Below are 24,339 nucleotides of genomic sequence, written 5' to 3' on the forward strand. Positions count from 1 at the left end.
GCTTTACTTGATCTAGCGAACCACTAGAATCAACCGCATGGCACTTCCTATTTATTCGCCTGAGCACCGCCGCGAAGTCGCGATAGCGCTTGGAATCGACGAACAGTACCTTTACCAGGTTCTGAAGGGGTTGCGAATTGCTCGCCCTGGCTTGGCGCGTCGCATCCACGCAATCGACGCGGCCGCAAGACTGCAGGACCTGCGCCCGGATGACTGGCATGAGATCTGGCCGGATCTCTCTGTGCCGTCGTGCTCTGGAACTGAAACCCCGTTGGGGCAGGGCGCCTGAGATGCCTTTCAGCGCTTCGGAAAAGCAAGCCACCCGTCCAGGTCGTCGGCGTCCGGTCGCTCGATCCACACCAACTGCATGCGGCTTTGGACTTCCGGGCTCGCCCACGTCGGCAAGGGATACCAGTCTGGCAGCCCCTTCGCGTGTTCCACGGGATCGAACGCCACGACTTTGTTTGTGTGGGCCAGCGCGTACTCGACCAACTTCTTCGAAGCCTCCGCCACGACCAGACGGTGATTGCTTGTGTAAGCCGCTGCGCGCCCGGTTTGCGGGTCCAGCAGCACAGAGTGCGCCAATTTCGCCTTTTCCAAATAAGAGAGTTCGTCCATGACCAAGTTCTTTCACGTAGTTGGGGGGCAGGGCAGCGGAAAGTCCGGCCTGATTCTCGCCGTGGCCAAACAGCTCGAGCAGCGCGGCATACGCTGTGCTGGCCAGGACCCCGACGTCTTCACCAGCCGCCGTGAAGCAGTGTCTCAGCAGCCCAGTGCTGACGTTTACTTCATCGAGCATCCGCGTGACGAAGATCTGGATGCTCTGCCAGGCGACACGGTTATTCGGATCTCGGTGCAGGGGGCCTGAGATGCGTAGCGCCCACACCCAACGCTTGCGCGTATGCGCATCCATGAATGCATTGTGGTTCGACCTGGGGTCGATCAAGCGGGACCAGACCATCCCGCTCAACCCGCCACCGAAGGAGTCGAACCTCAGAGGTGATTTGAGTTCGCCGCACACCCGCCCGTTCAGGGTGGAGAAGTCCGTGAGTTGCAGCCTTATTGCATCGGTCCCTGATCCTCGTCGTTCAACAGAGGTGGAAGCCTCTTTGCCAAATCTTGCGCAAGATGCCGCGGAAGTTGCCACGACAGCAGCCCCAACGCAGGGTGATACAGGCTCAGGGCCAAGTCCCCGGCGAGATCGACGCCAGCGAAGTACGACGAGGCCTGGATCGCCTGCAGATCCCTCCCCGTCGGCTCCTGACTCGGTGGTGGCTGCATCGCCGACCGCTGCAGAAGAAGACCGCTTAGAAGCTGATCCAGCAGCTGAGTCGGAGCGTGCTCCGTTCGCTCGGAGGTGCGCATGATGACGGTGCCGTCTTCGTTCAGCGCCGCAGTGAATAGTTGCTTCATTTCGTCCGCCCGTCGCCGGGTCCGTGTTGGGGTACATGGACTCTACCCGGCGGTGTGGCGGGCACCCGGTTCCCTCTGCCGCCGACCAATCCGGCGCGCCGACTCTTTCCATTTCTCCTCCTCCCTCGCCACGCACGGGCAGGTGCGCGGTATTGGGTGCGTCGGGGCGGCGGGGACTTTTCTTTGTGCTGCGGTTCATGGCCGCAAGTCTCTTTTTTTTGCCCATTTTTGAGATGGCAACAGACGGTAATTTGAAATGTCATCTATTGCGCATGCCAATCTGAGCCTGTCGATCGACCACGCTTTACCTGAGCACTGGCCGAGCCTGAGGGCCTACATAGCGTTCCGTGTGCAGGAGCAACGCCTCAACGCGTCGGCCCTTGCCGGCAAGATGGACCTCAGCCCTTCGGTCCTCTCGCGCAAGCTCAACCAGCCCGAAGGCGACACGCAGCGTCTGAACTGCGACGACCTGGAGGCTTACATCAAGTCGACCGGTGACATCGCGTCCGTCATGTCGTACCTGGCCGCCAAGTTCCTGGAGTCGCCGGAGGCTCGCCAGACCCGGGCGCTTGAGCGCGTCGAATCGCTGTCCTCCGAACTGTCCATTGCCCTTGGCCACTTGAAGGCCAGCAAATGACGCTTGGGTCCAGCGTTGACCAGGCGCAGCGGGCTGCGACCTGGATGGTTAAGCACGCCCCCCATCACGAATGAGCGAGGCACCCGTGTTCCCGATTGTGGAGCCGCCGACCTGGGACGAGATCCCGGCGTCGCTTGCTTCGCGCCAGCAGTGGGTGCTGTGGAAATTCGAGCACAAAGAGGGCGCGAAGAAGCCCGTGAAGATGCCGTACTACGTCCAGGGCGGGCGCAGAGCAGGCGTGCAGGGCGATGATCGCGACCGCATGCGGCTGGCGACCCTTCAGATCGCTCGACGGGTCTACGAGCGCGGCCAGTATCACGGTGTGGGGTTCGCCTTCCTTCCCGGCGACGGGTTGATCGGCGTCGACCTGGACGGGCAGCGGGAGCCCGACGGCTCTTGGTCGGAACGCTGCCTGAAGATCGTCGCGGGCTGCGACAGCTATACAGAGATCTCGGTCAGCGGCAACGGCGTGCACTCCATCGTGGAAGGGCACACCAGCACCAACAAAAGCAACGACATCGGTGTCGAAGTCTTTTGCGAGAGCCAGTATTTCATTTTCACGGGCAATCGCTTCCCGAACACGCCCGCTGATGTTCGCCTGGTCGACGAGGTGGTGTTGCGACGTCTGCACAAGACCATCGACGACGCGAAAGAGGCCGCCCAGGCGGCAAAGCGTCCAGCACCCGCGCCGGCGCGAGCTCCTGCTCCCGCGCCGCCAGGCGGGCAGGGGGGCGATGATTTCCAGCGCGTGAAAGAGGCTGCCATGCAGAACCTCGGCGCCTGGGTGCCGAAGCTGTTCGGCGGGCGCGAGCAGCCGCACAACTTCCCAAGCGGGGCCGGCTTCCGGGTCACATCGAAAGCGCTTGGTCGCGACTTGCAGGAGGATCTGTCGATCTCTCCCGAAGGCATCGTCGACTTCGGCGTGGCCGACATGGGCGACGCGAAGCAAGGGGCTCGCACGCCCATCGACTTGGTGATGGAATGGGGGACGGCGCCGAAGCCCGCCGACGCATTGAAATGGCTCGCTCCCCTCGTGGGTGTGGAACTCACCAAGCCAGCGCGGAGCAAGAAAAATCGCGACGCTCCGGCTCCCGCTGGGGGGCAGGGTGGCGGCGGAGGGGGCGGCGAGCCGCCTCCCAGCGATCCCGACGATCCGGGCGAGCAGTTCGATCGCGGCCGCGTGCTCGACATGCTCGTGAAGGGCAAGGGCGGCCGCCCAGAGGACTGCCGCGAGAACGTCCTGTACTGCGTGCTCGAGGATCCGACCCTCAAAGGCCTGATCAAGAAAAACGACTTCAGCCAGCTGCTCGAGCGCACCAAGGATGCCCCGTGGGGCAGGCCGGCCGGGGAGTGGGACGAAGAGGACGACCTCATGCTCGGGGAGTACCTGCTGCGGACCTACCGCCTCGGCATCAAGGGCAAGGGCACCTTGCGCGACGGCGTGCTGATGGCTGCCCGGCTGAGCAAGTACAACCCGATCCACGACTGGATCAACGCCGAGCCCTGGGACCAGATTCCCCGGATCGAACACTGGCTCGTCGACGTCTACGGCGTCGAGGACCGGCCCTACACCAGGCTCATCGGCAAGTGCTTCATGATGGGCTTGGTCAAGCGTGCGATGCAGCCCGGCTGCAAGTTCGACTACATGCTCATCCTCAAGGGCGAGCAGGGCCTGTCGAAGTCGACGGCCTTCCGGGCGCTGGCGTTCCCGTACTTCACCGACAACGCGATCCGCGTGGGCGACAAGGACAGCCTGATGGCGATGCAGCTGGCCTGGATCGTCGAGTCGGCCGAGCTCGAGTCGCTCAACAAGTCCGAGACCACGCTGATCAAGCAGTTCCTTTCCGCGCAGGAGGACTGGTACCGGCCGCCATACGGTGGGCAGATGCGCAAGCAGCCGCGGCATTCCGTGAACGTCGGCACGACCAACGCCGACACGTTCCTGAAAGATGCGACCGGCGACCGTCGCTTCTGGCCGCTGGAGGTCCACACCGTCAACGTCGACGCCTTGATCGCCATGCGCTCGCAGCTGCTGGCCGAGGCCCTGCACCGCATCAATGCCGGCGAGCGCTATTGGCCCACTCGGGAGGAAGAGCGCGAGCTGGTGTTCCCCGAGCAAGAGCCGTTCAAACGCGTGGACGAATGGGAGAACGTGCTCGACGAGTATGTCAACGACATCAGCCGGCCCAACATAAACGAAATGGCCCGGGCGGACCGCGACTTCTTCCCCAGCACCGAGATCTACGACAAGGCGCTGAGCATCAAGGCCGACCGTATCGACGGCAATGGCCAGATGGACACCCGCATCGTCAACTGCATGAAGGCACTGGGCTTCGAGAAGCACAGGGAGACCACAGGCAAGCGCAGGCGCGGCTATCGACGCCTGTCCCGACCGGAGGCCGCCGCGCCGCCGCCCAGGCCCAGCGACGGGGCTCCATCTTTCGACGACGAGGACGACAATGACCTGCCGTTCTGACGTCAACATTGCGCGCCTGGCTGGATGCCACGCGGGTTGGTCTCGCCCCAGCGGAGCAGGCGTCTACGCGTCTGCCTCGCCGGTCCTGACGCCACCGCCGTCCAGCCCGTCCACCCTACGTCCACCCGGGGGTGGACGGCGCAAGTTGTTGATTTTGCTGGGGAAATACCCAGTACGTCCACCCGTCCACCCCTTCCGGGGTTTTCGCTTCACACACAGGCGCAGGCGCACACACAGGCGGGCGTGTGTGCGCGCGCGTGCACGTGCGCAGCTCACCCACACACCTTGGTCGAGTTGGACGGCTGGACGGATCCAGCAGCCATGCGGGTTTGCGCCGTCCACCCCTCGTCCAGCCCAGACCGCCATCGGGAGACCAGCACCATGAATCAGCCAGCCAAGAAGGTCGGCATGCGCGAGAGCATGCCGATGACAGCGCAGTGGATCTCGCGCATGCGCCTCGACTGGGGCCGTGAGCACGTCGATGCGTGCCTGCGCCGCGGCATGAAAGAGCCCGGCTTCTTCTATGCCATGGAGGCAGGGCGGTTCGCGGGCACGCCGTTCCCGCCATCGCACCCGGCCTCGGAGTGGCAGCAGTACGCGGTGCTCAACGCGTGCGACTTCGCCGCCTTCATGCTCCGGCCGGGCGGTGATGACCCTGCCAACCCGGACACCGCTGCGTACCACGTGCAGACGACTGCAGAGGGAGCACGGTCGTGAGGCTCGACATCCGTACCAATTTCGACCAGGTCGAGTCGGCGCTCAACATCGCCCAGCGGCAGGTGCCGTTCGCGTTGTCCCGGGCCTTGAACCTGACCGGCCGCGACGTGATCAGCGCCGAGCGTGAGGAGATGTCGAGCGTGTTCGACCGGCCCACGCCGTTCACGTTGAACTCGCTGCGGCTCAGGCCTGCGACGAAGCAGGAGCTGGTGGCAGTGGTCGAAGTGCGCGACAGCAACCGGCCGAACCACTACATCCTCCCGCAGATCCACGGCGGGCCCCGCTTGCAAAAGCGGTTCGAGCAGCTGCTGGTGCAGCGCGGCGTGATGAAGGCAGATGAACGTGCGGTGCCCGCGCTGGGCGCCGAGCTCGACTCGTACGGCAACATGAGCCGCGGGCAGATCGTGCGGATCCTCAGCCAGCTGCAGACGTTCAACCTCGCAGGGTCGGATGCCAATGCCACGAACAGCAAGCGCAGCAAGGCCAAGCGACAGCGCGAGGCGTTCTTCGTGAGCCAGGGCCCGGGCAAGGCGACGTTCGGTCGCCACTCGTGGAGCAAGGGCCGCAAGCTGCAGCACCTGCAGCGGGGCATCTGGGCCCGCATCGCCTTCGGTGCGATGGGCACGACCGTCATGCCGGTGCTGCTGTTCGTCTCGCGCGCGGTGTACACGCCGCGGTACCGCTTCGAGGACGTGGCTCATGCCACCATCACCCGCGTGTTCGCTCGCCACTTCGACGAATCCTTCGCGGCTGCCCTTCGGACCGCACGGCCTGGGGGTGGCGCGTGATGGCGGCCATTCGTCAGGGGAGGGGGCTGCCCCCCACCCCCCCCGGTCGCGGGTCCTCCCGCCGAGGGCCGGGTACGGGTAATTCGAACCCCGTCATCGCTCTAGTTGCCACTGGTCGTAGGGGGTAAGTAAGCATGCGGATCAAGGGACAAGAACAGATCGCGGCCATCCTCGGCGTCGCGCCGAAGACGATCACCGAGTGGCAGGTCGTCGGCTTCCCGGTCGCCGTGCAGGGCGGGCCTGGTGTCGCGAGCGAATACGACGCGCCGGCCTGCGTTGCCTGGCTGGTCGACCGCGAGGTGCGCAAGGTTCAGGCCGAATCACCGAAGGACCGGCTCAACCGGCTGCAGGGCGACAAGATCGAGCGCGACATGCTGGTCGAGAGCCGAGCCCTCATTCCGGCCGACGAGGTCGAACCGCTGTGGGCGAGCGCCGTGCTTAATGCGCGCGAGTACCTGGTCGGTGAATCGACCCGCATTGCGTCGCTGATGATCGGCATGGCGAAGCCGGACGTGGAAGCGCTCCTCGAGGCGACATTCGAGGAATTTTTGAAGCGTCTTTCCAACTGGCGTGCGCCGGCGGGGGATGACGACGACGAAGAGCGCGACCCTGAGGAAGGTGACCTCGAGTGAGCTTCGAATCAAAGCCACAGCCGTCACACGCGCAGCGCGCGCGAAAGGCGATGCGCGTGGCGCATGCGCGAGTGTGGGCGAAGCTGCGGCCGCCGCCGCGGCTGTCGATCGCGGAGTGGAGCGAGAAGTACCGGATCCTCAGCAGCGAAGAGTCGGCCATCCCCGGCAAATTCTCGTGGGCGGTTTCGCCGGCGCTGCGCGAGATCGCGGAGATGGCCAATGCACCGGGCACTCGCAAGCTTGTCGTGCAGAAGAGCGCGCAGGTCGGCTACACCGCCGGCATCGTGTGCAACGTCATCGGCTACCACGTGCACTACCGCCCGAGCGTGATAGTGGCCGCGTTTCCGCGCACGATGGCGGCGAAGGACTTCGCATCGGAGAAGCTCGACCCCATGATCCGGCGCAGCCCCGTGCTCGCGAAGCGGATCACGCTCAACAGCCGGGCCCAAGGGAACAGCGCCTTGCGCAAGCGCTTCCCGGGCGGACTGATCAAGCTGGTGGGCACCAATAGCCCCAGCGACGTGAAGTCGACCAGCGCCCGCGTGGTCATCGTCGAGGAGCCTGACGACGCCGCCACCGACGTGCGTGGCCAGGGCAATTCGCTGAAGCTGCTCGGCGAGCGGGTCAAGACCGATCCGCGGCACCTGATCCTGATCGGCGGAACGCCGACGGCGAAGAACGCCAGCGCCGTCGAAGCCGAAATGCGCACGACAGACAAGCGCTATTTCTACGTCCCGTGCCATGGCTGCGGCGAGGCCCACGTGCCGGACTGGGAGCACGTCACCATTCCCGAGGACGAGCAAGCCGAGAACCACGAGGTGTATGGCCGGTATCAGCCGGACGGCGCCTTCTACACCTGCCCCCACTGCGGGGAGGTCTGGAGCGACGACCAGCGCATCGCGAACTTGCGACGCGCGGAGCGCGACGGATTCGGATGGGTTCCGTCGACGGTTGGTGCGACGCTGGGCTACTACCTGAACGAGCTCCTCAGCACGTTCGATGGATCACGCGTGCCGGTGCTGGCCCGCAAGTACCTCGAGGCCAAGTGCGAGCTGGACAAGGGCGACCCGACCGACATGATCGCGTTCTGGAACAGCACGCGCGGTCTGACATGGGAGTACCGCGGCGAATTGCCGGAGGAGGACACGCTGCGCGAGCGCGCGGAGAAATACGTTGAATGGAGCTGCCCCGCTGGCGGCCTGGTGGTCCTCATGACCGTCGACGTGCAGCACGACCGGCTCGCTGTGACGGTGTGGGTCGTCGGCCGCGGCGAGGAAATGTGGCTCTCGTTCTGGGGTGAGTTCTACGGGCAGACCGTGGTCAGCCACGCGGGCGCCTGGATCGAGCTCGAAGCAACGATGGCCAAGCGCGTGAAGCACGCGACGGGAGTCGCCTTGCCGATCGCGGCCGTGGCCATTGACTCGTCGGACGGCCAGACCAGCGAGGCGGTGTACGCCTTCGTCCGCAAACACCATCGCGCCGATCGCCAGGTCTATGCGGTCAAGGGCGCTTCCGATTCCGTAGGCAAGGTCGAGATCTGGACTCCGCCCAGGGTCATCGATCCGAACGCCAAGGCGACCAAGGCGTCGCGTGCAGGCGTGCGAACGCACATGGTGGGCACCGCCAAGGCAAAGGATCTGATCCTGGGCTGGTCGGAGCAGGCGGGACGTGTTCGCCTGGAAGGCGATGGCCCGGCGCGAATGCACTGGTACGAAGGCGTTCGAGACGACTTCTACGAGCAGCTGCTCAGCGAGATCAAGATTCCTGGCCGCCTGAACAAGGCACGTCGCGAGTGGAAGGTGCGCACAGATCGGCGCAACGAAGCGCTTGACTGCACCGTGTACGCGTTGTGGCTGTCCCGGGCGCTTCGTCTCCATCTGCGAAAGGCGCAGCAGTGGGACTACGCGGAGCTCAAGGTGCGGCAAGCGCCGTTGATTGTTGAGGACGAACCGCCGACCGAAGTGCAGACATCTGCACCGGCGCCAGCGCCCGCGCCCGACCCGTCGCCAGCACCACCAGCGTCCGCTCCTGACCCGTCGCCAGCGCCGCCACCGGCACCACCGGCCCCGGCCCCTCGGCGGGCCTCGCCACCTCCGCCGAATCCCTTTGCATCTGAAGACTGGAGCAGTCGCCTATGAACCAACGACCACCGCAAACACTCGGGCAGGCAGAGGATGCAGCTGTGCAGCTCGAGCACGACTTCGTCGGCATCATCCGTGACGAGATCGGCATGCACGAGCCGCTGGCGACGGTGTTCTCGCGCGCACTGGTGCGAGGCTTGCGTCGCGTGCTCGGAGGCCAAGACCTGTACATCCCGACACCGGACAAGTCCGAGCGCGACGCTTCGATCCGCCGCGACTACAACGGGCAGAACATGGACGAACTGATGCGGCTTCATGGCATTGGCAGGACGCGCTTTTACGAGATCATCGGACAGCGGCCGCGGCGAGCCGATCAGGGGGAAGTGAAAAATCCGGAATCGTCCCTAGAAAGCGGACGGCCAGACGGCTACGGTGGCGGTCTATGACCACAGCAACCGACATGCTCGCCAGTTACCTGGCCGCCGAGGCCGACGTGCTCTCGGGTAAGACCATCCAGTTCAATGGACGCACCGTCACGACCGAGAACCTCGCGGAGATCCGCAAGGGCCGCCTGGAGTGGGAGCGTCGCGTCAACGCCGAAGCCGGCGGAAAGCGCCCGTCGATCGGCGGCCTCTCTTATTCCGTGGCCAGGTTCGACGGCCGCGATTGCGACTGAAGGCGCCGACACCATGAACATCATCGATCGCATCGTCGCCTGGCAGAACCCTATCGCGGGTCTTCGTCGTGCGCAGGCACGTCGGGCCCTGGCCTTTTACGAAGGGGCGAAACCGAGTCGGCAGCGGAAATCCCGGACCGACAACAGCAGCCCGAATACGCTGGTGGGCGCAGGCGCCGCGGCACTCCGCGCCCACGCGCGGTTCCTGGAGCGGAATCACGACATCTCGCGCGGAGCACTCCGAGTGATGGTGAACAACATCGTAGGTGCGACGGGCATCGCGATCGAGCCGCAGCCGCGGCGTGCGGACGGAACGATCCACACCGAATATGCCGGCGCCTTGCGCGAGGCTTGGCGGAACTGGCAGCGTAGGCCGGATGTGACCAAGCGGTATCGATGGCCATTGGCTCAGCGGCTGTCGGCGTACACCTGGTTGCGGGACGGTGAGATGTTCGCGCAGCAGTTGATGGGGCCGGTGGCTTACCTGAACCATGACACCAAGGTGCCGTTCTCCCTCGAGCTGCTCGAGCCAGACTTCGTGCCGTTGGACTACGACGATCCGGGCAAGAACATTCGGCAGGGCATCCAGTCGAATGCCTGGGGCGAGGCCACAAACTACTGGACGTACAAGGGTGATCCGCGGGAGGGGATGACGTTTCTTTCCAATAGCGGCCTCAAGTCGATCCCGGCTTCTCGCATGCTGCAAATCGCAACCTTGGACCGCCTGCACCAGCAGCGAGGTGTCTCGGAGTTCGCAAGCGTCATCACGCGGATCGAGGACCTGAAGGACTACGAGGAAAGCGAGCGGATCGCAGCGAAGGTTGCCGCGTCGATGACGGCCTATGTGAAGCGGACCGATCCCGAAGTCGGCTACAGCGCTGACAACCTCCCGAAGACGGAAGATGGCACACCGATTCCGCGTGACCTTCGCATGCAGCCCGGCATGATCATCGACTCGCTGACAGTGGGCGAGGAGATTGGCATGATCGATAGCAACCGCCCGAACCCCAATCTCGTGAGTTGGCGCTCGGGTCAACTGCGCGCGTTCGCGGCCGGCATCGGTGCGAGCTACTCCAGTGTCAGCCGCGATTACAACGGCACGTACAGTGCGCAGCGCCAGGAACTGGTCGAGCAATGGGTGCACTACGCCGTGCTGGCCGATGAGTTCGTCGGGATGCTGGTCCAGCCGACTTACGAATCCTTCGTGCAGGTCGCGAACCTCAGCGGCGTGGTGCCGCGGCCGCGCGATGTTGCGTCCGACACCGAAGACGACGCGCTGTTCATTGGGCAAAGCATGCCGTGGATCGACCCCTTGAAAGAGGCGCTGTCCTGGGAGAAGCTTGTGCAGGCAGGGTTCGCCAGTGAGGTGGAAGTCATTCGCCGCCGCGGCGGGAATCCACGCGACGTGCTTGAGCAGGTGAGTGAGTTCCGGCGGCAAGCTGCAGAAAAGGCGCTAGTTTTCTCGAGCAATGCCGCACACACGCCCGGATCCACCAGTCGGGGCGACGCACCAGAAGACCAGTCTGGTCAGTCCTGACCTGTCGCGGTTTGGCAGGTCCTATTCAAGTAGAGCCTCGAAAGGCTCAGCTTTCGCGGCCATATTCTTTTCCTTGAAGAGAGCTATCCAATACCGTAGTCGATCCGCCGCAGCATCGCAAAGCGCTGGCTCGCTGCTCAAGAAAACCAGTGACCATAGCAAGTTGTCCGCGGCGGCCTGCAGCCAGGGCCTTGTGCTGCTGGCTGTCAGGGTTCTCACCAGAGGATCTACTACCCGAAGCACATCCTTCGGCTTTAGGACGAGTTGAATTCCTTCCATCGGGGCGAGTGTGGCGATCTCCGTGTGTGCAAACGGCGAAAGCTGCAGTACGTGCTCATACAGCAAGGGCACTTGGTCCGGTGCCGCATATCGGATATCGCCTGCTTGAAACAAGCCGGCCGTCGTCATTCGGACAGTTTCTCCATCTTCCTCACGCACAATGCGCGCGAACTCGGCGACACATGCCTGCTTTGTTGCTTCAGCCGCGTCATGAAAGACGATCCGATACGCTCTCGACAGTGTCTCTGTGGAAGCGGTCATCTGCTCGCTGTCCAAGTTAATCAGTTCGGCCAAATAGGCTTTGGGAAGCAGATCAATGAGCAGGCGTCGCCGTTGATTTTCGTTGAACCCGACGAGGAGGTGCTGCAGCATCTTTACGCTGCCTTGATCCTTGTTGATTTTCGCAACAACCTGTTCTGCGGTGAGGCCTACCATTTTTTGAAGAGTGCGCGCTACATCGCGTGTGATGAGGCCGACCAACTCGAACGCGATAACTGCGTCGCTCTTGTTCGGGTTCGGCTCGTTGGTGCGGACGACTCTTCCCGGGTGAATGAGATTCCGGAAGGAGCGTACGACTCCACATAGTTCCGCGACTCGTGGGCTTAAAACGCCCTCGGCTGCGCAAACTTTTATGGCTTCTGCAAGATCGATCTTCAGAACATCCTTCGTCAAGATTCGAGAGGGCATGGAAGACGAGTGCAAGTAGTCGATAAGGACTGCCTCAACGATGCTTCCGGCCATCACCTGCGCTGCCTTCCATGCGCCTTGGCTAAGGCAGTTCTCCATTTCGCGGTAATCAGACTCGAGCGATTCGCGAAATTGCGGATGGGTAATGAAATCAAAGCTGAGCACGGCCGCTCCTTTTTAGGCGTCGCCGACTGTAACCCGACGTGGAAAATAATCCGGTTTCTTCCCTAGAAAGCGGACGCCGCTTTTTTGACACTGGGTGCCTCCATGCACGAGGCACTCAGCTCATGAAAGCAAAAAGCTCCTGGTACGCAATTCGCCGTCGCACAGCACTGGCTTCAGCCGCGCTGGGCTTCGCTGCGGCCGCCGAGATCTACATCTACGGCGACATCGGCGAAAGCTGGTGGGAAGAGACCGTCAGCGCTTCGTCGTTCGTGCGCGAGCTGCAGGCCATCGACGCGGACCAGATCACCGTTCGCATCAACAGCTTCGGCGGCAGCGTGCCCGATGGCCTCGCCATCTTCAATGCGCTGCGTCGACACAAGGCCACGGTCACCACGGAAGTCGACGGCATGGCCTTCTCCATCGCCAGCCTGATCGCCATGGCTGGCGACCACGTCCACATGGCGAACAACGCCGTGATGATGATTCACGCACCGTGGACCTACGCGGCCGGCAACAGCGCCGAGCTGCGCGAGATGGCGGACCAGCTGGACACCTGGGCTTCCGCCATGTCGACCAGCTACGCCCTGCGCACGGGCGATCAGCCCGGAATGCTGGCCCTCGTGACCGACGGCCAGGACCATTACTACACCGCTGAAGAGGCGCTCGCCGCCAAGTTCATCGACGGCATCACCGATGCCATGCCGGTCGCGGCCAGTGCCGCTCGCGATCTTCCCCCCAACCGTTACCGCTCGGTGCCAGCTGCTCTGCTGGTGTCGTGCCCATCCGCGGCAGCTGCCGCAAATTCCGCTGAAGAGGACCCTATGAAACTCCGTTCCCTCCTGCTGCTGAGCGCCATTGGTGCGTCCGGCGCCGCTGCGGCCGGCGGCGGAAACGCCACCGTCCCTGCACAACCCGCCGTGCAGACGTCTGCACCGGACGCCGCTGCAGTTCTCGCCGCCGACAAGGCTCGCCGCGAAGGCATCCGCGCCAGCTTCGCGCGCTTCAAGGCGCAGCCGGGCGTCGAAGCAATCCAGCAGGCTTGCGAAGACGACCACGCCATGACCGTCGAGGCGGCCGGCACCAAGCTCCTCGCGCATCTGGCCTCTGGCGCCACGTCCGCGGCGGGTTCGCACGTCACCACGGTGGAAGACGAATCCGACAAGCAACGCAAGGCTGCAACGCAGGCCCTGCTGGCCCGGGCCGGCCTCGAAAAAATCGAAGGTGCGAACCCGTACCGCGGCTTCACGCTGGGCGAGATGGCCCGCGCGAGCCTCACCCGCGCCGGCTTCCGCAGCGACGGCATGGACAAGATGCAGTTCGTCGGCGCTGCGTTCACGCACAGCACCAGCGACTTCCCGGGCCTGCTCGCGAACGTGGCCAGCAAGGCGCTGCTGAAGGGCTACTCGGAAGCCGACGAGACCTTCCAGCTCTGGACGCGCGCCGGCAGCCTGGGCGACTTCAAGCCGGGCAAGCGTGTCGACCTGAACGCCTTCCCCAGCCTGCGCAAGGTGGCCGAGGGCGCCGAGTACAAGTACGCCACGATGGGCGAGCGCGGCGAAACCGTGGTGCTCGCGACCTACGGCGAGCTGTTCAGCATCACCCGTCAAGCGATCATCAACGACGATCTCGATGCGTTCACCCGCGTGCCGCGCCTCATGGGCCGCGCCGCAATTCGCACGGTGGGCGATCTGGTCTATGCGGTCCTGACCGCGAACGCTCCAATGAGCGACGGCATTGCGCTCTTTCACGCCCAGCACGGTAACCTGCTCGCCGGCGCCGCGATCTCGACCGACTCGGTGGACAAGATGGGCGCGGCGATGGCCGTGCAGAAGCAGGGCAAGGTACCGCTCAACATCAACCTGAAGTACCTGATCGTGCCGCGCGCCCTGAAGGGTCTCGCGAACACGGTTCGCACCAGCGAATATGCCGTCGGCGCTGGCAACAACACGACCACGCCGAACATCGCGCGCGAGACCTTCGAGGTCGTCGCCGATGCGCGGCTCGACGCGACCTCTGCCGCAGCCTGGTACGGCGCCGCCGACCAGAACGCCAACGACACGATCGAGGTGTCGTACCTGGACGGCAACGACCAGCCCTACCTCGAGCAAAAGGCCGGCTGGAACGTCGACGGCACCGAGTTCAAGGTTCGCATGGATGCCGGCGTCTCGCCGCTGGACTTCCGCACGCTCGCGAAGAACCCGGGCGCCTGATCGCGCTGGGCATCCGGTCTCGGCCGGGTGCCTCCGGAACACCCCCGCAATTTCTCAAGGATCCGTCATGAAAAACTTTGTTCAAGAGGGCAACGTGCTCGACTACACGGCCGGTGCGGCCGTGGCGTCGGGTGCGGTCGTCGTCATCGGCGCTCGCGTCGGCATCGCAGTGAAAGACATCGCTGTCGGCGAAACCGGTCCCCTGCGTGTCAAGGGTGTCGTCGAGCTCGCCAAGCTGACTACCGACACGCCGGCACAGGGCGCGCTCCTGTACTGGGACGCAGGCAACAGCCGGCTGACCACGACTGCAGCGGGCAGCGTGCTGGCCGGCTATGCGGCGCAGGCAGCTGGCAACGGCGCGACCACGGTCTGGCTGCACCTGAACGCCTGAAGCCGTCATGTCCATGCTGCGATTCGCTGCCCTCGAAGCTCGCGTCAATGCGGCCGTGATCGATCGCCTGTCCGACCGGCAGGCCTCGTTCACGCCGCGAGGCGGCGGCGCAGCGCGTCCTGTGACGGGCATGTATGACGCCGCCTACGGGACCCAGCTCGAGCAGATGGCCGGCGACAGTTCGCCGGCTTTGACCGTGCGGACCGATCTCGTGCTTGACGCGACGCCGGGCGCCAGCCTGATCCTCCTCGCACTGATCGATGCGAACGGCGTCGTGGTGGCTCCGGAGGAAACGTTCGAAGTGGTGGAGGCGCAGCCCGACGGCGCCGGCTTCACGGCGCTGCGTCTGAGAACCGCGTGATGGCCCACGTGCAACAACAGATCCTCGAGGCCGTGAAGGCGGTGCTCGTCGCCGCGGCGACCGATGCCGGCGACAGCGTCTTTCTCGATCACCTCGACCCGCTGGACTTGACGCAACTGCCGGCGCTGCTGATCGAGGAGTCGCCATCCGGCGAAAGCGTGACCCCGTCCACCCTCAGCGGCGTGCAGCGGCGAGATCTCCGGGTGAGCGTGACAGCAGTGGTCGCACATGCCAGCGAGTACGGCGCCCGGGCCCGCGAGCTGGGTCTGCAGGTCGAGAAGGCACTTGCGGCCGCGACGCCGCAGCTGATCCGCCTGGCCAAGGCCGGCTTCGCCCTCGAGACCGGCCGGATGTTGCTCAGCGGCGAAGGCAAGGAAGCCAAAGCCGCTCGCCAGCAGGTCTGGCGGTTCTCCTACCTCGTGCGCCCGAATGCGCCCGACGTAGCCCTCTGATTTCTCTTTCCGAAAGACCATCACCATGAACGTCAATATCTGGAGCAACGTCGGCGTCGATGTGCAGACCGTGCTCGGCGCAGTTGTCGCGATCGAATCAATCAGCAAGGCGAACCCGGCCGTAGCCGGCGCCGCTGCTCACCCCTTTTTGGACGGCGATGTACTCCTCCTGCGCGCCAAGGGCATGCGGGAACTCGACTGGGCCGTGGTCCGTGTCGACAACAAGGCGGCCGGCACCTTCGAGCTCGAGGGCATCGATTCCACCGATTTCCGGGCCTTCGCATCGGGCACGGCCCAGAAGATCACCTTCGGCGCGAGTGCCGAAACCTTCCAGGACGTCAGCGCGAACGGTGGCGAAGCGGCCGACGTGAACGTGGCCACGATCCACAACGACCAGGACACGTCGATTCCCGGCAACCGCACGCCGCTGGTCTTCAACTTCGGCTCCATCTGGGACCCGAACGACCCGGCACTGAAGGCCCTGAAGGCCTTCGATCGGAAGAAGTCGCCATGTGCCGTCGCGTTCCGTTTCGCGACGGGCGACATCGTCTATTTCGCGGCCACGCCGAGCTCCTCGCTGGCCCCGGGCGGCAGCGCTGGCGGTGTGGTGACCACGCCGGTCAAGCTGTCGGTGAAGGGCATGCTCAGCAACTACGCCGCGGTGGTCTGAGCCCATGACCATCAAACGCGAACAAGCAGCCGCTCCTGCCCTGCGCCAGGAGGAAACCGAGGTCGCCGGCATCGGCGCCGTCATCGTGCGCGGCCTGCTGCTCGCCGACCGCCTCGCGCTCTGGGAGCAGGAGCAGCCGGTCAAGGACGAGACCCTCGAGGCCGCCGTCAAGCGCAGCAAGGCAACCATCGTCGAGCGCCAGCTCGCCCGCATGGTCATCCTCGACGACGGCGAGCCGCTGTGGTCAGCCGACCAGTGGAAAGCGTTCGGGCAAACCAATTCGAACGAGGCCTTCCGTCTCTACAACCTGGGCAACAGCTTCTCCGGCGGCGACACCAAGGCGATCGAAAAAAACTGAGGTCCCAGCCGCGACGCCGGTTCGCTTTTGCGCTGGCGTATCGGCTGGGTTGCACGGTCGAGGAGTTGGGTCGGCGCATCAGCGCCGAGGAGTTCGCAGAGTGGTTTGTCTACATGTCGCACGAGGAACTGTTGCCGGAAGTCGAGCGCATCAGACATGCCCAGTCGCGAGCGACGGTGCTGACCGCCTGCGGCGTCACGGCACCGCGTGGCCGCGGCGGTTGGGGTTTCGGGGACCTGATGAGTCTCGACGCGTGGCCAGAGCCGAAAGGCGCGGTCGCCGAGCTGCCGCTGGCCGAGCAGATTGCGCAATTGAACAGGCGGTTTAGATGAGCGATATCGGCGCAGCCAATGTAGTGATCAACGGGACCGACGCGACGGGTCCCGCGTTCAATTCCGTCAAGACCGGCCTGCAGAGTGTCAGCACGCAGGCCGATGCGGCAGGTTCAAAGCTCTCGGCCTCGGGCAAGGGCTTCATCGACTCCCTGCAACGCCAGGCCGACCAGCTCGGCAAGACCCGCTCGGAGATCGCTGCCTTCCAGGCACAGCAGCTAGGGGTTGCTGCGGCCGCGGAGCCCTTCATCGCGCGCATGCGGGCCGCAGAGCAGGGCACGGCGAGGCTCGGCGTATCGGCCGCGCAGACCGCCAACGCCCTTCGCGGTGTGCCGGCGCAGTTCACCGACATCGTGACCAGCCTGCAGGGCGGCCAGGCTCCGCTGACGGTGTTCCTGCAGCAGGGTGGCCAGCTCAAGGACATGTTCGGCGGAGCGGGCCCTGCAGCCCGTGCGCTCGGCGGGTACATCGCCGGCCTGATCAGCCCCTTGACGGTCGGGGCCGCGGCCGTCGCGGCACTGGCGTTCGCCTACTACCAGGCGTCGGAGCGCAACTCCGAGTTCAACAAGGCGATCGTGACGGCCGGCAATTTCGCCGGCGTGACCACCAGCCGCCTGCAGGAGCTCACAGCGCAGGTTTCCTCGAACGTCGGCAGCGCTGGGCAGGCGGCAGATGCCCTGACAGCACTTGCCGGATCCGGCCGCATCGCCGGCGACGGACTCGGCCAGGCCGCACAGGCCGCGGTGGCCTTGAACCAGGTCGCCGGCATCGCGATCAAGGAAACCGTCGAGAACTTCGTCAAGCTGGCCGACGAGCCGACCAAGGCCTCGGCCAAGCTGAACGAGTCGCTGCACTACCTCACGCAGGCCACCTACGAGCGCATCAAGTCGCTCGAGGAACAGGGCCAGAAGCAGCAGGCGGCCGCCATCGCGGAGAGCGCCTACGCCTCCAGTTCGATCAGCCGCATGAAGGACGTGCAGTCCCAGGCCGGCATTCTTTCGCGCGCGCTGTCGGAGACCGGCAAGGCGGCGAAGAACATGTGGGAGCTCATCGCCTCGGGTGTTGGCAGTATCGGCCGCGCCGCAACGACGGCGGAGCAACTCAAGGATCAGACGCGCCTGGTCGACTACCTGTCGACCAACGGCAGCGACCCCGGCAAGCTGCAGGAGGCGAGAGCTAAGCAGGCCCAGTTGGCCCGCCAGCTCGAGCGAGCTGCGACCAATGCACAGATGGAAGGGCAGCGGGCGCAGGATCAGGAAAGCGCGATCGCCGCCACCGACTCGATCAACAAGTGGCAGGACAAGGCCAAGGGCGTGTCTGCCGTCACGCGCGAGCTGGAGAAGTACCGCACCGGCCTCGAGGCGATCCGCAAGGTCAACCCCAACAGCGCGCTGCTCTCCGCCGACGCCATCAAGGCCGGCGAGGACGCCATCCGCAAGGAGTTCGCGGGCCCGAAGGGTGCGAAGGGCAAGGCCTTCTCCGATGACGCCGGCACCAAGATGCTCGAGCAGCTGCGCCAGCAGGGCGCCGCGACGTCGGCCCAGCTCGAAACCGCAGAGAAGCTCACCGACGCCGAAGGCCAGCGCGCCAAGTTCAACCAGCTGATCACCGACCTCAAGGGCAAGGACCAGCTGACGGCAGAGCAGAAGAGCCTGGTCAACGCCCAGACCGCGATCCGCGCGCAGCTTGACGTCAATGTCGCACTCGAGAAGCAGCTGGCCACGAAGAAAGCCGCGGCCGACGAGGAAAAGAAGCAGCTGCAGTCGGCCAAGGAATTCAAGGACCTGATCGAGGCCACGAACATCCGGATCAGCGAGGCGGCGAAGGGGCGCAGCGAGCAGTACGACCGGCAGCTGAGCGTGTTCGGCCTGGGCAGCCAGGCGGCCGAACGGCTGCAGAGCACGCAGTCGATCTACAAGGAGTTCCAGAACCTGCAGGCGGGTCTGACCGTCAACGCAGCGAAGAAGGGCATGCTCGGCTCGGACGACTACAAGGCCGAGGTCGAGAAGATCAAGGAGGGCCTCGACGAGGCGCTCAAGCTCAACGCCGACTATTACGCTGAGCTCGACGCGAAGCGTGCCGACTGGACCAACGGCGCCAGCTCGGCGCTGCAGAACTACCTCGACGACGTCAAGAACGTGGCCAAGAGCACCGAGGAGGCGTTCACGGGCGCTTTCAAGGGGGCAGAGGACGCGCTTACGTCTTTCTTCACCACGGGCAAGCTGAACGGCGGAGATCTGCTCAAGACCCTGGCCACGCAGGGCGTGCGCCAGATCGTGCGCCAGGACATCCTGGGCCCTGCCGCCCAGTACCTGCAGTCGAGCGGCCTGTTCGGCGCGGCCAAGGGCCTCGGCGACACCAGCGCAGCGACGGCCACCGGGGCATTCACTGCCTCGCTGACCACCGGCACCACGCTCGTGACGACAGCGCTCCAGGCGCTCGCCACTGCGGCCACCAGCGCAGCCGGCTCGCTGGGCGGTAACTCCGCGATCGGCGGGCTTGGCGGGCTCGGTTCCCTGGGCCTGCTGACCGGTGTGGCCAACACGATGCCAGGCGACTCGCTGGACAACCTGCTGAGCCTGACCGGTGCATTCGGGACGGCGCCCGGGTTCGCGGTAGGCACCGACTTCGTCCCGAACGACATGGTCGCGCGGATCCACAAGGGCGAGGCGATCGTCCGGGCCGCGGACAACACCTCGAGCGCGAAAGGCAAGGAACCCAAGGTCTTCCAGTTCCTGGTGGGCGACATCGCGTCGAAGCGCATGGTCATGGACGCGATCGCCTTGTCAGAACAGCGCGGCGCGGGCGCACTGGAACGCAATCAGCGCTACGGGGGGTCGTTGGGATCATGAGCGATATCGCCTTCCCGGACTTCTTCGAAGACCCGGCTTCTTTCTCCCTTCGCCTGGCTACGAATCAGCGAGCTTTCGCAGCGCCGGATGGCGGCAGCGAGCAGGTCGTCGACATGGGCAACGACCGGTGGGAACTCAGTGTGTCGCTGCCCAACAGCGAGTACGACCTCGCGGCGCGCGTCGAAGCGTTCATCGCGTCTCTGCGCGGCCAGACGAACACCGTGTCGATCTATCACCTCGTGCGTGAGGTTCCCGAGGGGAGCCTTCGAGGCAACCCGGTGCTCGCCGCGCCGCTGTTCGCGCGCGACCCGAACCTCCCGATCACCGCCGCACCGGGCGCCTCACTGCTCGCCGGCGACATGCTCGGCTGCGCTGGCCAGCTGTTCCAGGTGCGTGACGACGTCGTCGCCAACGGTGCAGGGTACATGAACGTGTTTCTCGTGAACCGCTCCCGCGTCGGAGCTCCGAAGGACACCCCGATCGTCTGGTACCGGCCCACAGCGCGATTCCGGCTGGTCTCGGGGTCCCAGGTGCAATACATCCCTGGCTATTCACCCGAGGTGTCCTTTGACTTTGTCGAGGCGATCGGATGAGGACGCTGCTCGCTCCCGCGGCCGACGCACTGCGCGCTTCCGTGCTCGGCGTGGCACAGCTCGTCTACATGCAGTTCCCCGGGTTCCCTGTGGCGCTTTGCACGTCGAACATCGACATCGAGTACGAGGGCATCGTCTATCGCGGCGCGTCAGGCCTCGGCTCGATCTCCACGATCGATGACTCGCCCGGGGAGATCAAGGGCATCCAGCTCGAGCTGTCTGGCGCGCCGCCGGAGTACCTCGCGCTGGCTCTGGATGACGCCGACATCGTGCAGGGGACGCTGCTGTCGATCCGCTTGGCCATATTCAACGCTGACGGCCTGCTGCTCGACGCACCGCTCGATTGGCTCGGTCGCATGGACACGATGTCCATCAAGGCGGACGGCAAGACCTGCGCCATCGCGGTCGCGGCCGAATGCTGGGCCGTCGACCTTCTGCGCGGCAACGCGCTGACGACCAGCGATGCCGATCAGCGGTCGCTTCATCCCACTGACCGCGCGTTCGAATACGTCATTCCTCAGCAGGACGTGCCGATCGTGTGGCCTACCAAGCAACTCTTCATAGCGATGCGCTGATGAGAAAAACCGACTGGCAAACCCGGTTCTCCGATTTCGGCAAGGCGCGAGCTCACATGCCGTTTTCCTGGGGTTCGAACGACTGCTGCGTCTTCGCGGCCGCGGCTGTCGAAGCGACCACCGGCACGAACCCGATGGCGTCGTTCGAGCCATACGGTGCCGCACCTGGCGCACCCAGAAAGGCGCTGCGTCGCGTGCTGCGTCGCATCGACAAGGCGGGCGGCCTGAAGGCGTTGGCGGCCGTCCACCTGGGGGAGCCTGTGTCCCCGCGCTTGGCTGGCGTCGGTGACGTGGTGCTGGTGATGAATGCCGGGCGAGAAATGCTCGGCATCTGCAATGGCGCCAACGTGATGGCGCCGGGCCCGGTGGGCATGGTCGCCCTTGGCATGGACGCCGCGATCGCGGCCTGGAAGATCTAGTGCCCACAGCAATCGTCGCCGCTCTAGGGGGTGCTGCAGCCATTGGGACTGCCGCGACCGTCGCGATCTATGCGGTCTCGCTCGTCGGGACCTTGGCGCTTTCCAGCTACCAGAAGCGCAAAGCGGAGCGCACCGCACGCGCGCAGTTCGACGCCGCCCAGGTGGACCGCCTGGCGAATGTACCCAGCACGGTCGCGCCGCGCGAGCTCGTGCTCGGCCGCGTGCGCAAAGGTGGCCACGTCTTCTTCAAGACCAGCGTGGGGCAGTTCAAGGAGCTGTTCATCATGTGTGTCGCGGTCGCTGCGCACGAGGTCGACGGCATCGAGCAGGTTTACCTCAATGCCCAGCCGGTGGACCTCGACGACGCGGGGCGGGTGACCACGGCGCCTTACGGGCAGTCGGCCACGCTCAGCGCTCAGAAGCACATTCCGCTCAATGACATGAGCGTCACCCTCGACTACGACCCGCTGCCCGGCTCGGTGAAGGCGACGGCCTGGACGGGCGGAACGCTCGGGTACGAGGTGGCATGCACTGTCGATGGGCGGGAAGTGACCATCACCGAGACGATGCCTGGCTGGGCGTTCTACATCGATTACGAGTACGCGGGGTTCAATTCCTTCGTGAACATCCGGTGGCACCTCGGTGCTTCCGGCCAGCAGGCCGACGCCGGACTCGTGGCCATGCTGCCCGGCATCTGGACACCGGATCACCGAGCGGACGGCATTGCCTACCTGGTCTGCCAGTTCGCCTACAACGACGGCGCGCTGCCCTCGGGCATCCCTGCAGTCACCGTGCAGATGCGCGGCGCCAAGGTGCTGGACACGCGCACCGGGCCGACGCAGTTTTCCGAGAACCCTGCGCTGCTGATGCGCCACGTCATGCAGCACCCGCACTTCGGCAAGCGTACGGGCTTCACGCCGCAGGAGGACACGCGAATCATCGCGGCCGCCAACGCATGCGACACCGCGATCGACTACATCCCGGGCGTCGTCGTGCCGATGTTCCGGGCCTCCGGTGTCTTCCCCTTCGGAACAGCTGCGCGCGACGTGCTGGACGACCTGGCGCAGGCCATGGGCGGCGAATGGGCCCCAGCCGCTGGCGAGTTCTTCGTGCGTGCAGGCGTCTACCAACTGCCTGTGATGCATCTCACCGAAGCGGATCTCGCCGTGGTCCAACGCGGCAACGACGGCTCCGTCGCGCAAAGCCCGATCACGATCAACCCGCATCGGCCGCGCAACGAAAAGATCAACACGATCGTGCCCCGGATCTGGGATCAAGCCGCGAACTATGTCCAGACAACGATCACGCCCTTGAGGATCGCCACGCTGATCGCCGACGACGGTGCGGAACTCTCGCAGGAAGTCGTCATGCCGGCGGTGTTCTATGCCGGTCAGGCGTATCACATCGCCGGCATCATGTTGCGCGACGGCCGCGACCCGCTCACGGTCACGCTGCCCTTCAAGTTCTCCGCATACCCGCTCGAGCTGTTCGACGGCGTGACGCTGACCTGGCCGCTCGTGGGTTGGACGGCGAAGGAATTCCGGATCGTGGGCCGGGCCTTCTCGCGGCAGGGGGCTGTGCTGCTCACGCTGAAGGAAACGACGGCTGCGATCTTCACGTGGGGCGCAGGCTTTCGACCCGACGGCTATGCATCGAACAGCGGGCTACCGAAGCCCTGGGACATTCATCCGCCGGTGATGCTGTCGATCAGCAGCGGGGAGGGCGAGCTCGTCATCCAGAGCGACGGCACCGTCGTCAACGGTGTGCGTGTCACCTGGGCGCCGATCGCCGATCAATCCATCCTCAGTGGGGGATACGTCGACCTCGACGTGCGTGTGCTTCCAGATGGGGCATGGGTTCGCTATAGCGCACCTGGCGACGCAACGGAACTGAAGTTCACGGGGGTGGCCGACCTGTCGTTGATCCTCTTGCGCCTGCGCACGCGCAACAGTCTGACCGCCAGCGACTGGGGCCCGAGCGCGATGCACCGCGTCATCGGCAAGACCGAGCCGCCGCCCAACATGGAGAACCTTGCGATCGCCGGCAGCGTGCTCTCGTGGTCACTTCCGCGGCGCGTGCCCGACCTGGCGGGCTTCATCTTTCGTTTTCACTACGGAAGCAACCTCGACTGGGGCAGCGCGACTCCCTTGCACGATGGCGTGATCACCGAGATCCCCTATGACCTGGTCAGGCGGCCCGGCGGCGTCGTCACCATCATGGGCAAGGCTTTGGACACCAGCGGCAACGAATCGCTGAAAACTGCCGACATCGTGATGAATCTGGGTGACCCGCCCATCGCGAACATCGTTGAAGCGTGGGACTTCGGCGCGCTCGGCTGGCCCTTTGCCGCGGGTGAACAGGCCGGCTGGACCTTGGTCGCAGGAAAGCCCACGGCGGACGATCTCGACTCCTTCTACGGCACCGACGACCAGAGCTTCTACGGGCAAGACAACGACCCGTTCTATAAAGCCAGCGCCTATGCCGAGATGACCTACGTGAGCCCTGAGGTCTCGCTCAATGCCGCGCTTGCAGGCTCAGTGATGACGATCGTTGCCGACACCTTGGGCATCGATCTGAAGATCGACTATCGGCTCTCCGGCCCTGGCTCGTTCTATGGGCCCGACGCTTCCTCTTTCTACAACGTCGACGACGACGCCTCGTTCTATCTGCCGCCTGGCGAATGGCAGCCCTGGCCAGGTCAGATCGTCGTCGCGAACGATGTCTACCAGTTCCGCGTTCGCCTTGGCGCCGGCGCAACGCAGGGCGTGCTCGAGCAGCTCATCGTGACCGTCGACGCCCCCGACATCGAGGAAGAGATCCCCAACCTCGCGATCAGCGCCGCTGGCACCGTCATTCCGTGGTCGAAGAACTTCACTTCGATCAAGACCATTCAGGCCACGTTGCAGGCCAACGGCAGCGGCGCGCGCACGGTCGAGATCACCAAGATCTCGCCGCTCACGGCAGTGGTCCGGGCTTTCGACTCCACACACACCGCAGTTTCTGGCGCCACCGCCGACATCACTTTGAAAGGATATTGA

General features: G+C 64.9%; 26 protein-coding genes. 23 read left to right on the forward strand and 3 right to left on the reverse strand.

What is annotated here, in order from left to right:
* Positions 1–37 precede the first annotated feature (37 nt).
* Entirely contained in the window at positions 38–289 is a 252-nt protein-coding gene (locus AC0IYU_RS17660) for a hypothetical protein (RefSeq protein WP_472119443.1), read from the forward strand.
* Between the two features lie 8 nt (positions 290–297).
* Here the strand turns inward: AC0IYU_RS17660 and AC0IYU_RS17665 are convergent, their stop codons facing one another.
* A complete protein-coding gene (locus AC0IYU_RS17665; RefSeq protein ID WP_472119446.1) occupies positions 298–618 on the reverse strand; it encodes a hypothetical protein in 321 nt (106 codons plus the stop codon).
* On the opposite strand from AC0IYU_RS17665, the gene AC0IYU_RS17670 reads away from it, so the two are divergent.
* Positions 617–868, forward strand: coding sequence for a hypothetical protein (locus tag AC0IYU_RS17670; protein ID WP_472119448.1), 252 nt, complete (start codon positions 617–619; stop codon positions 866–868). The two genes, AC0IYU_RS17665 and AC0IYU_RS17670, sit on opposite strands and share 2 nt — an antisense overlap.
* Positions 869–1,059: 191 nt before the next feature.
* Here AC0IYU_RS17670 and AC0IYU_RS17675 read toward each other — a convergent pair whose 3' ends face one another.
* Positions 1,060–1,413: a hypothetical protein gene (locus AC0IYU_RS17675; protein ID WP_472119451.1), complete on the reverse strand. Its 354-nt coding sequence runs from the start codon at positions 1,411–1,413 to the stop codon at positions 1,060–1,062.
* Positions 1,414–1,669: 256 nt separating this feature from the next.
* Here AC0IYU_RS17675 and AC0IYU_RS17680 point away from each other — a divergent pair, with 256 nt between their 5' ends.
* The 9 genes from AC0IYU_RS17680 (at position 1,670) to AC0IYU_RS17720 (ending at position 10,957) form a co-directional block, all read left to right on the forward strand.
* The gene (locus AC0IYU_RS17680) at positions 1,670–2,050 is read left to right on the forward strand and encodes a phage regulatory CII family protein (protein WP_472119453.1); all 381 of its coding nucleotides are present in this window, start codon (positions 1,670–1,672) and stop codon (positions 2,048–2,050) included.
* Between the two features lie 70 nt (positions 2,051–2,120).
* Positions 2,121–4,526, forward strand: coding sequence for a virulence-associated E family protein (locus tag AC0IYU_RS17685; protein ID WP_472119456.1), 2,406 nt, complete (start codon positions 2,121–2,123; stop codon positions 4,524–4,526).
* Positions 4,527–4,907: 381 nt separating this feature from the next.
* On the forward strand, positions 4,908–5,243 hold the full coding sequence (locus tag AC0IYU_RS17690; RefSeq protein ID WP_472119459.1) for a hypothetical protein: 336 nt from the start codon (positions 4,908–4,910) through the stop codon (positions 5,241–5,243).
* Positions 5,240–6,031, forward strand: a complete 792-nt coding sequence (locus AC0IYU_RS17695) for a hypothetical protein (protein ID WP_472119462.1) — start codon at positions 5,240–5,242, stop codon at positions 6,029–6,031. Before AC0IYU_RS17690 ends, AC0IYU_RS17695 begins: the two co-directional genes overlap by 4 nt.
* Before the next feature lie 134 nt (positions 6,032–6,165).
* Complete coding sequence (locus tag AC0IYU_RS17700) at positions 6,166–6,663, forward strand: terminase small subunit (protein WP_472119465.1); 498 nt, start codon at positions 6,166–6,168, stop codon at positions 6,661–6,663.
* Entirely contained in the window at positions 6,660–8,801 is a 2,142-nt protein-coding gene (locus AC0IYU_RS17705) for a phage terminase large subunit family protein (protein WP_472119467.1), read from the forward strand. Before AC0IYU_RS17700 ends, AC0IYU_RS17705 begins: the two co-directional genes overlap by 4 nt.
* Positions 8,798–9,190, forward strand: a complete 393-nt coding sequence (locus tag AC0IYU_RS17710; protein WP_472119469.1) for a Mor transcription activator family protein — start codon at positions 8,798–8,800, stop codon at positions 9,188–9,190. The genes AC0IYU_RS17705 and AC0IYU_RS17710 overlap by 4 nt, the downstream gene beginning before the upstream one ends.
* Positions 9,187–9,420, forward strand: a complete 234-nt coding sequence (locus tag AC0IYU_RS17715; protein ID WP_472119472.1) for a hypothetical protein — start codon at positions 9,187–9,189, stop codon at positions 9,418–9,420. The genes AC0IYU_RS17710 and AC0IYU_RS17715 overlap by 4 nt, the downstream gene beginning before the upstream one ends.
* A 13-nt stretch (positions 9,421–9,433) precedes the next feature.
* Positions 9,434–10,957, forward strand: a complete 1,524-nt coding sequence (locus AC0IYU_RS17720) for a phage portal protein (protein WP_472119474.1) — start codon at positions 9,434–9,436, stop codon at positions 10,955–10,957.
* 21 nt (positions 10,958–10,978) lie between these two features.
* On the opposite strand, the gene AC0IYU_RS17725 is transcribed toward AC0IYU_RS17720, so the two are convergent.
* The gene (locus AC0IYU_RS17725; protein ID WP_472119477.1) at positions 10,979–12,088 is read right to left on the reverse strand and encodes a hypothetical protein; all 1,110 of its coding nucleotides are present in this window, start codon (positions 12,086–12,088) and stop codon (positions 10,979–10,981) included.
* Between the two features lie 122 nt (positions 12,089–12,210).
* On the opposite strand from AC0IYU_RS17725, the gene AC0IYU_RS17730 reads away from it, so the two are divergent.
* From AC0IYU_RS17730 to AC0IYU_RS17785, 12 genes are all read left to right on the forward strand, one after another.
* Positions 12,211–14,298 carry a ClpP-like prohead protease/major capsid protein fusion protein gene (locus tag AC0IYU_RS17730; protein WP_472119480.1) on the forward strand — a complete coding sequence of 696 codons (2,088 nt, stop codon included), beginning with the start codon at positions 12,211–12,213 and terminating at the stop codon, positions 14,296–14,298.
* A 67-nt stretch (positions 14,299–14,365) separates the two neighbouring features.
* Positions 14,366–14,689, forward strand: a complete 324-nt coding sequence (locus AC0IYU_RS17735) for a DUF2190 family protein (RefSeq protein WP_472119483.1) — start codon at positions 14,366–14,368, stop codon at positions 14,687–14,689.
* A gap of 7 nt (positions 14,690–14,696) precedes the next feature.
* Positions 14,697–15,050, forward strand: coding sequence for a head-tail joining protein (locus tag AC0IYU_RS17740; RefSeq protein WP_472119485.1), 354 nt, complete (start codon positions 14,697–14,699; stop codon positions 15,048–15,050).
* On the forward strand, positions 15,050–15,502 hold the full coding sequence (locus AC0IYU_RS17745; RefSeq protein ID WP_472119487.1) for a hypothetical protein: 453 nt from the start codon (positions 15,050–15,052) through the stop codon (positions 15,500–15,502). Before AC0IYU_RS17740 ends, AC0IYU_RS17745 begins: the two co-directional genes overlap by 1 nt.
* A 25-nt stretch (positions 15,503–15,527) precedes the next feature.
* Positions 15,528–16,172 carry a phage tail tube protein gene (locus tag AC0IYU_RS17750; RefSeq protein WP_472119490.1) on the forward strand — a complete coding sequence of 215 codons (645 nt, stop codon included), beginning with the start codon at positions 15,528–15,530 and terminating at the stop codon, positions 16,170–16,172.
* A 4-nt stretch (positions 16,173–16,176) separates the two neighbouring features.
* On the forward strand, positions 16,177–16,530 hold the full coding sequence (locus AC0IYU_RS17755; protein WP_472119492.1) for a hypothetical protein: 354 nt from the start codon (positions 16,177–16,179) through the stop codon (positions 16,528–16,530).
* Positions 16,531–16,595: 65 nt separating this feature from the next.
* Positions 16,596–16,862 carry a hypothetical protein gene (locus tag AC0IYU_RS17760; RefSeq protein ID WP_472119494.1) on the forward strand — a complete coding sequence of 89 codons (267 nt, stop codon included), beginning with the start codon at positions 16,596–16,598 and terminating at the stop codon, positions 16,860–16,862.
* A complete protein-coding gene (locus AC0IYU_RS17765; RefSeq protein ID WP_472119497.1) occupies positions 16,859–19,714 on the forward strand; it encodes a phage tail tape measure protein in 2,856 nt (951 codons plus the stop codon). The genes AC0IYU_RS17760 and AC0IYU_RS17765 overlap by 4 nt, the downstream gene beginning before the upstream one ends.
* Positions 19,711–20,307 (forward strand): hypothetical protein, encoded by a 597-nt coding sequence (locus AC0IYU_RS17770; RefSeq protein ID WP_472119500.1) that lies wholly within the window; start codon positions 19,711–19,713, stop codon positions 20,305–20,307. The genes AC0IYU_RS17765 and AC0IYU_RS17770 overlap by 4 nt, the downstream gene beginning before the upstream one ends.
* Positions 20,304–20,882, forward strand: coding sequence for a hypothetical protein (locus AC0IYU_RS17775; RefSeq protein WP_472119503.1), 579 nt, complete (start codon positions 20,304–20,306; stop codon positions 20,880–20,882). The genes AC0IYU_RS17770 and AC0IYU_RS17775 overlap by 4 nt, the downstream gene beginning before the upstream one ends.
* Positions 20,846–21,301, forward strand: coding sequence for a DUF6950 family protein (locus AC0IYU_RS17780; protein ID WP_472119506.1), 456 nt, complete (start codon positions 20,846–20,848; stop codon positions 21,299–21,301). Before AC0IYU_RS17775 ends, AC0IYU_RS17780 begins: the two co-directional genes overlap by 37 nt.
* Entirely contained in the window at positions 21,301–24,339 is a 3,039-nt protein-coding gene (locus AC0IYU_RS17785; protein WP_472119508.1) for a phage tail protein, read from the forward strand. Before AC0IYU_RS17780 ends, AC0IYU_RS17785 begins: the two co-directional genes overlap by 1 nt.

The sequence above is a fragment of the Variovorax sp. AC103 genome, from assembly GCF_979254005.1.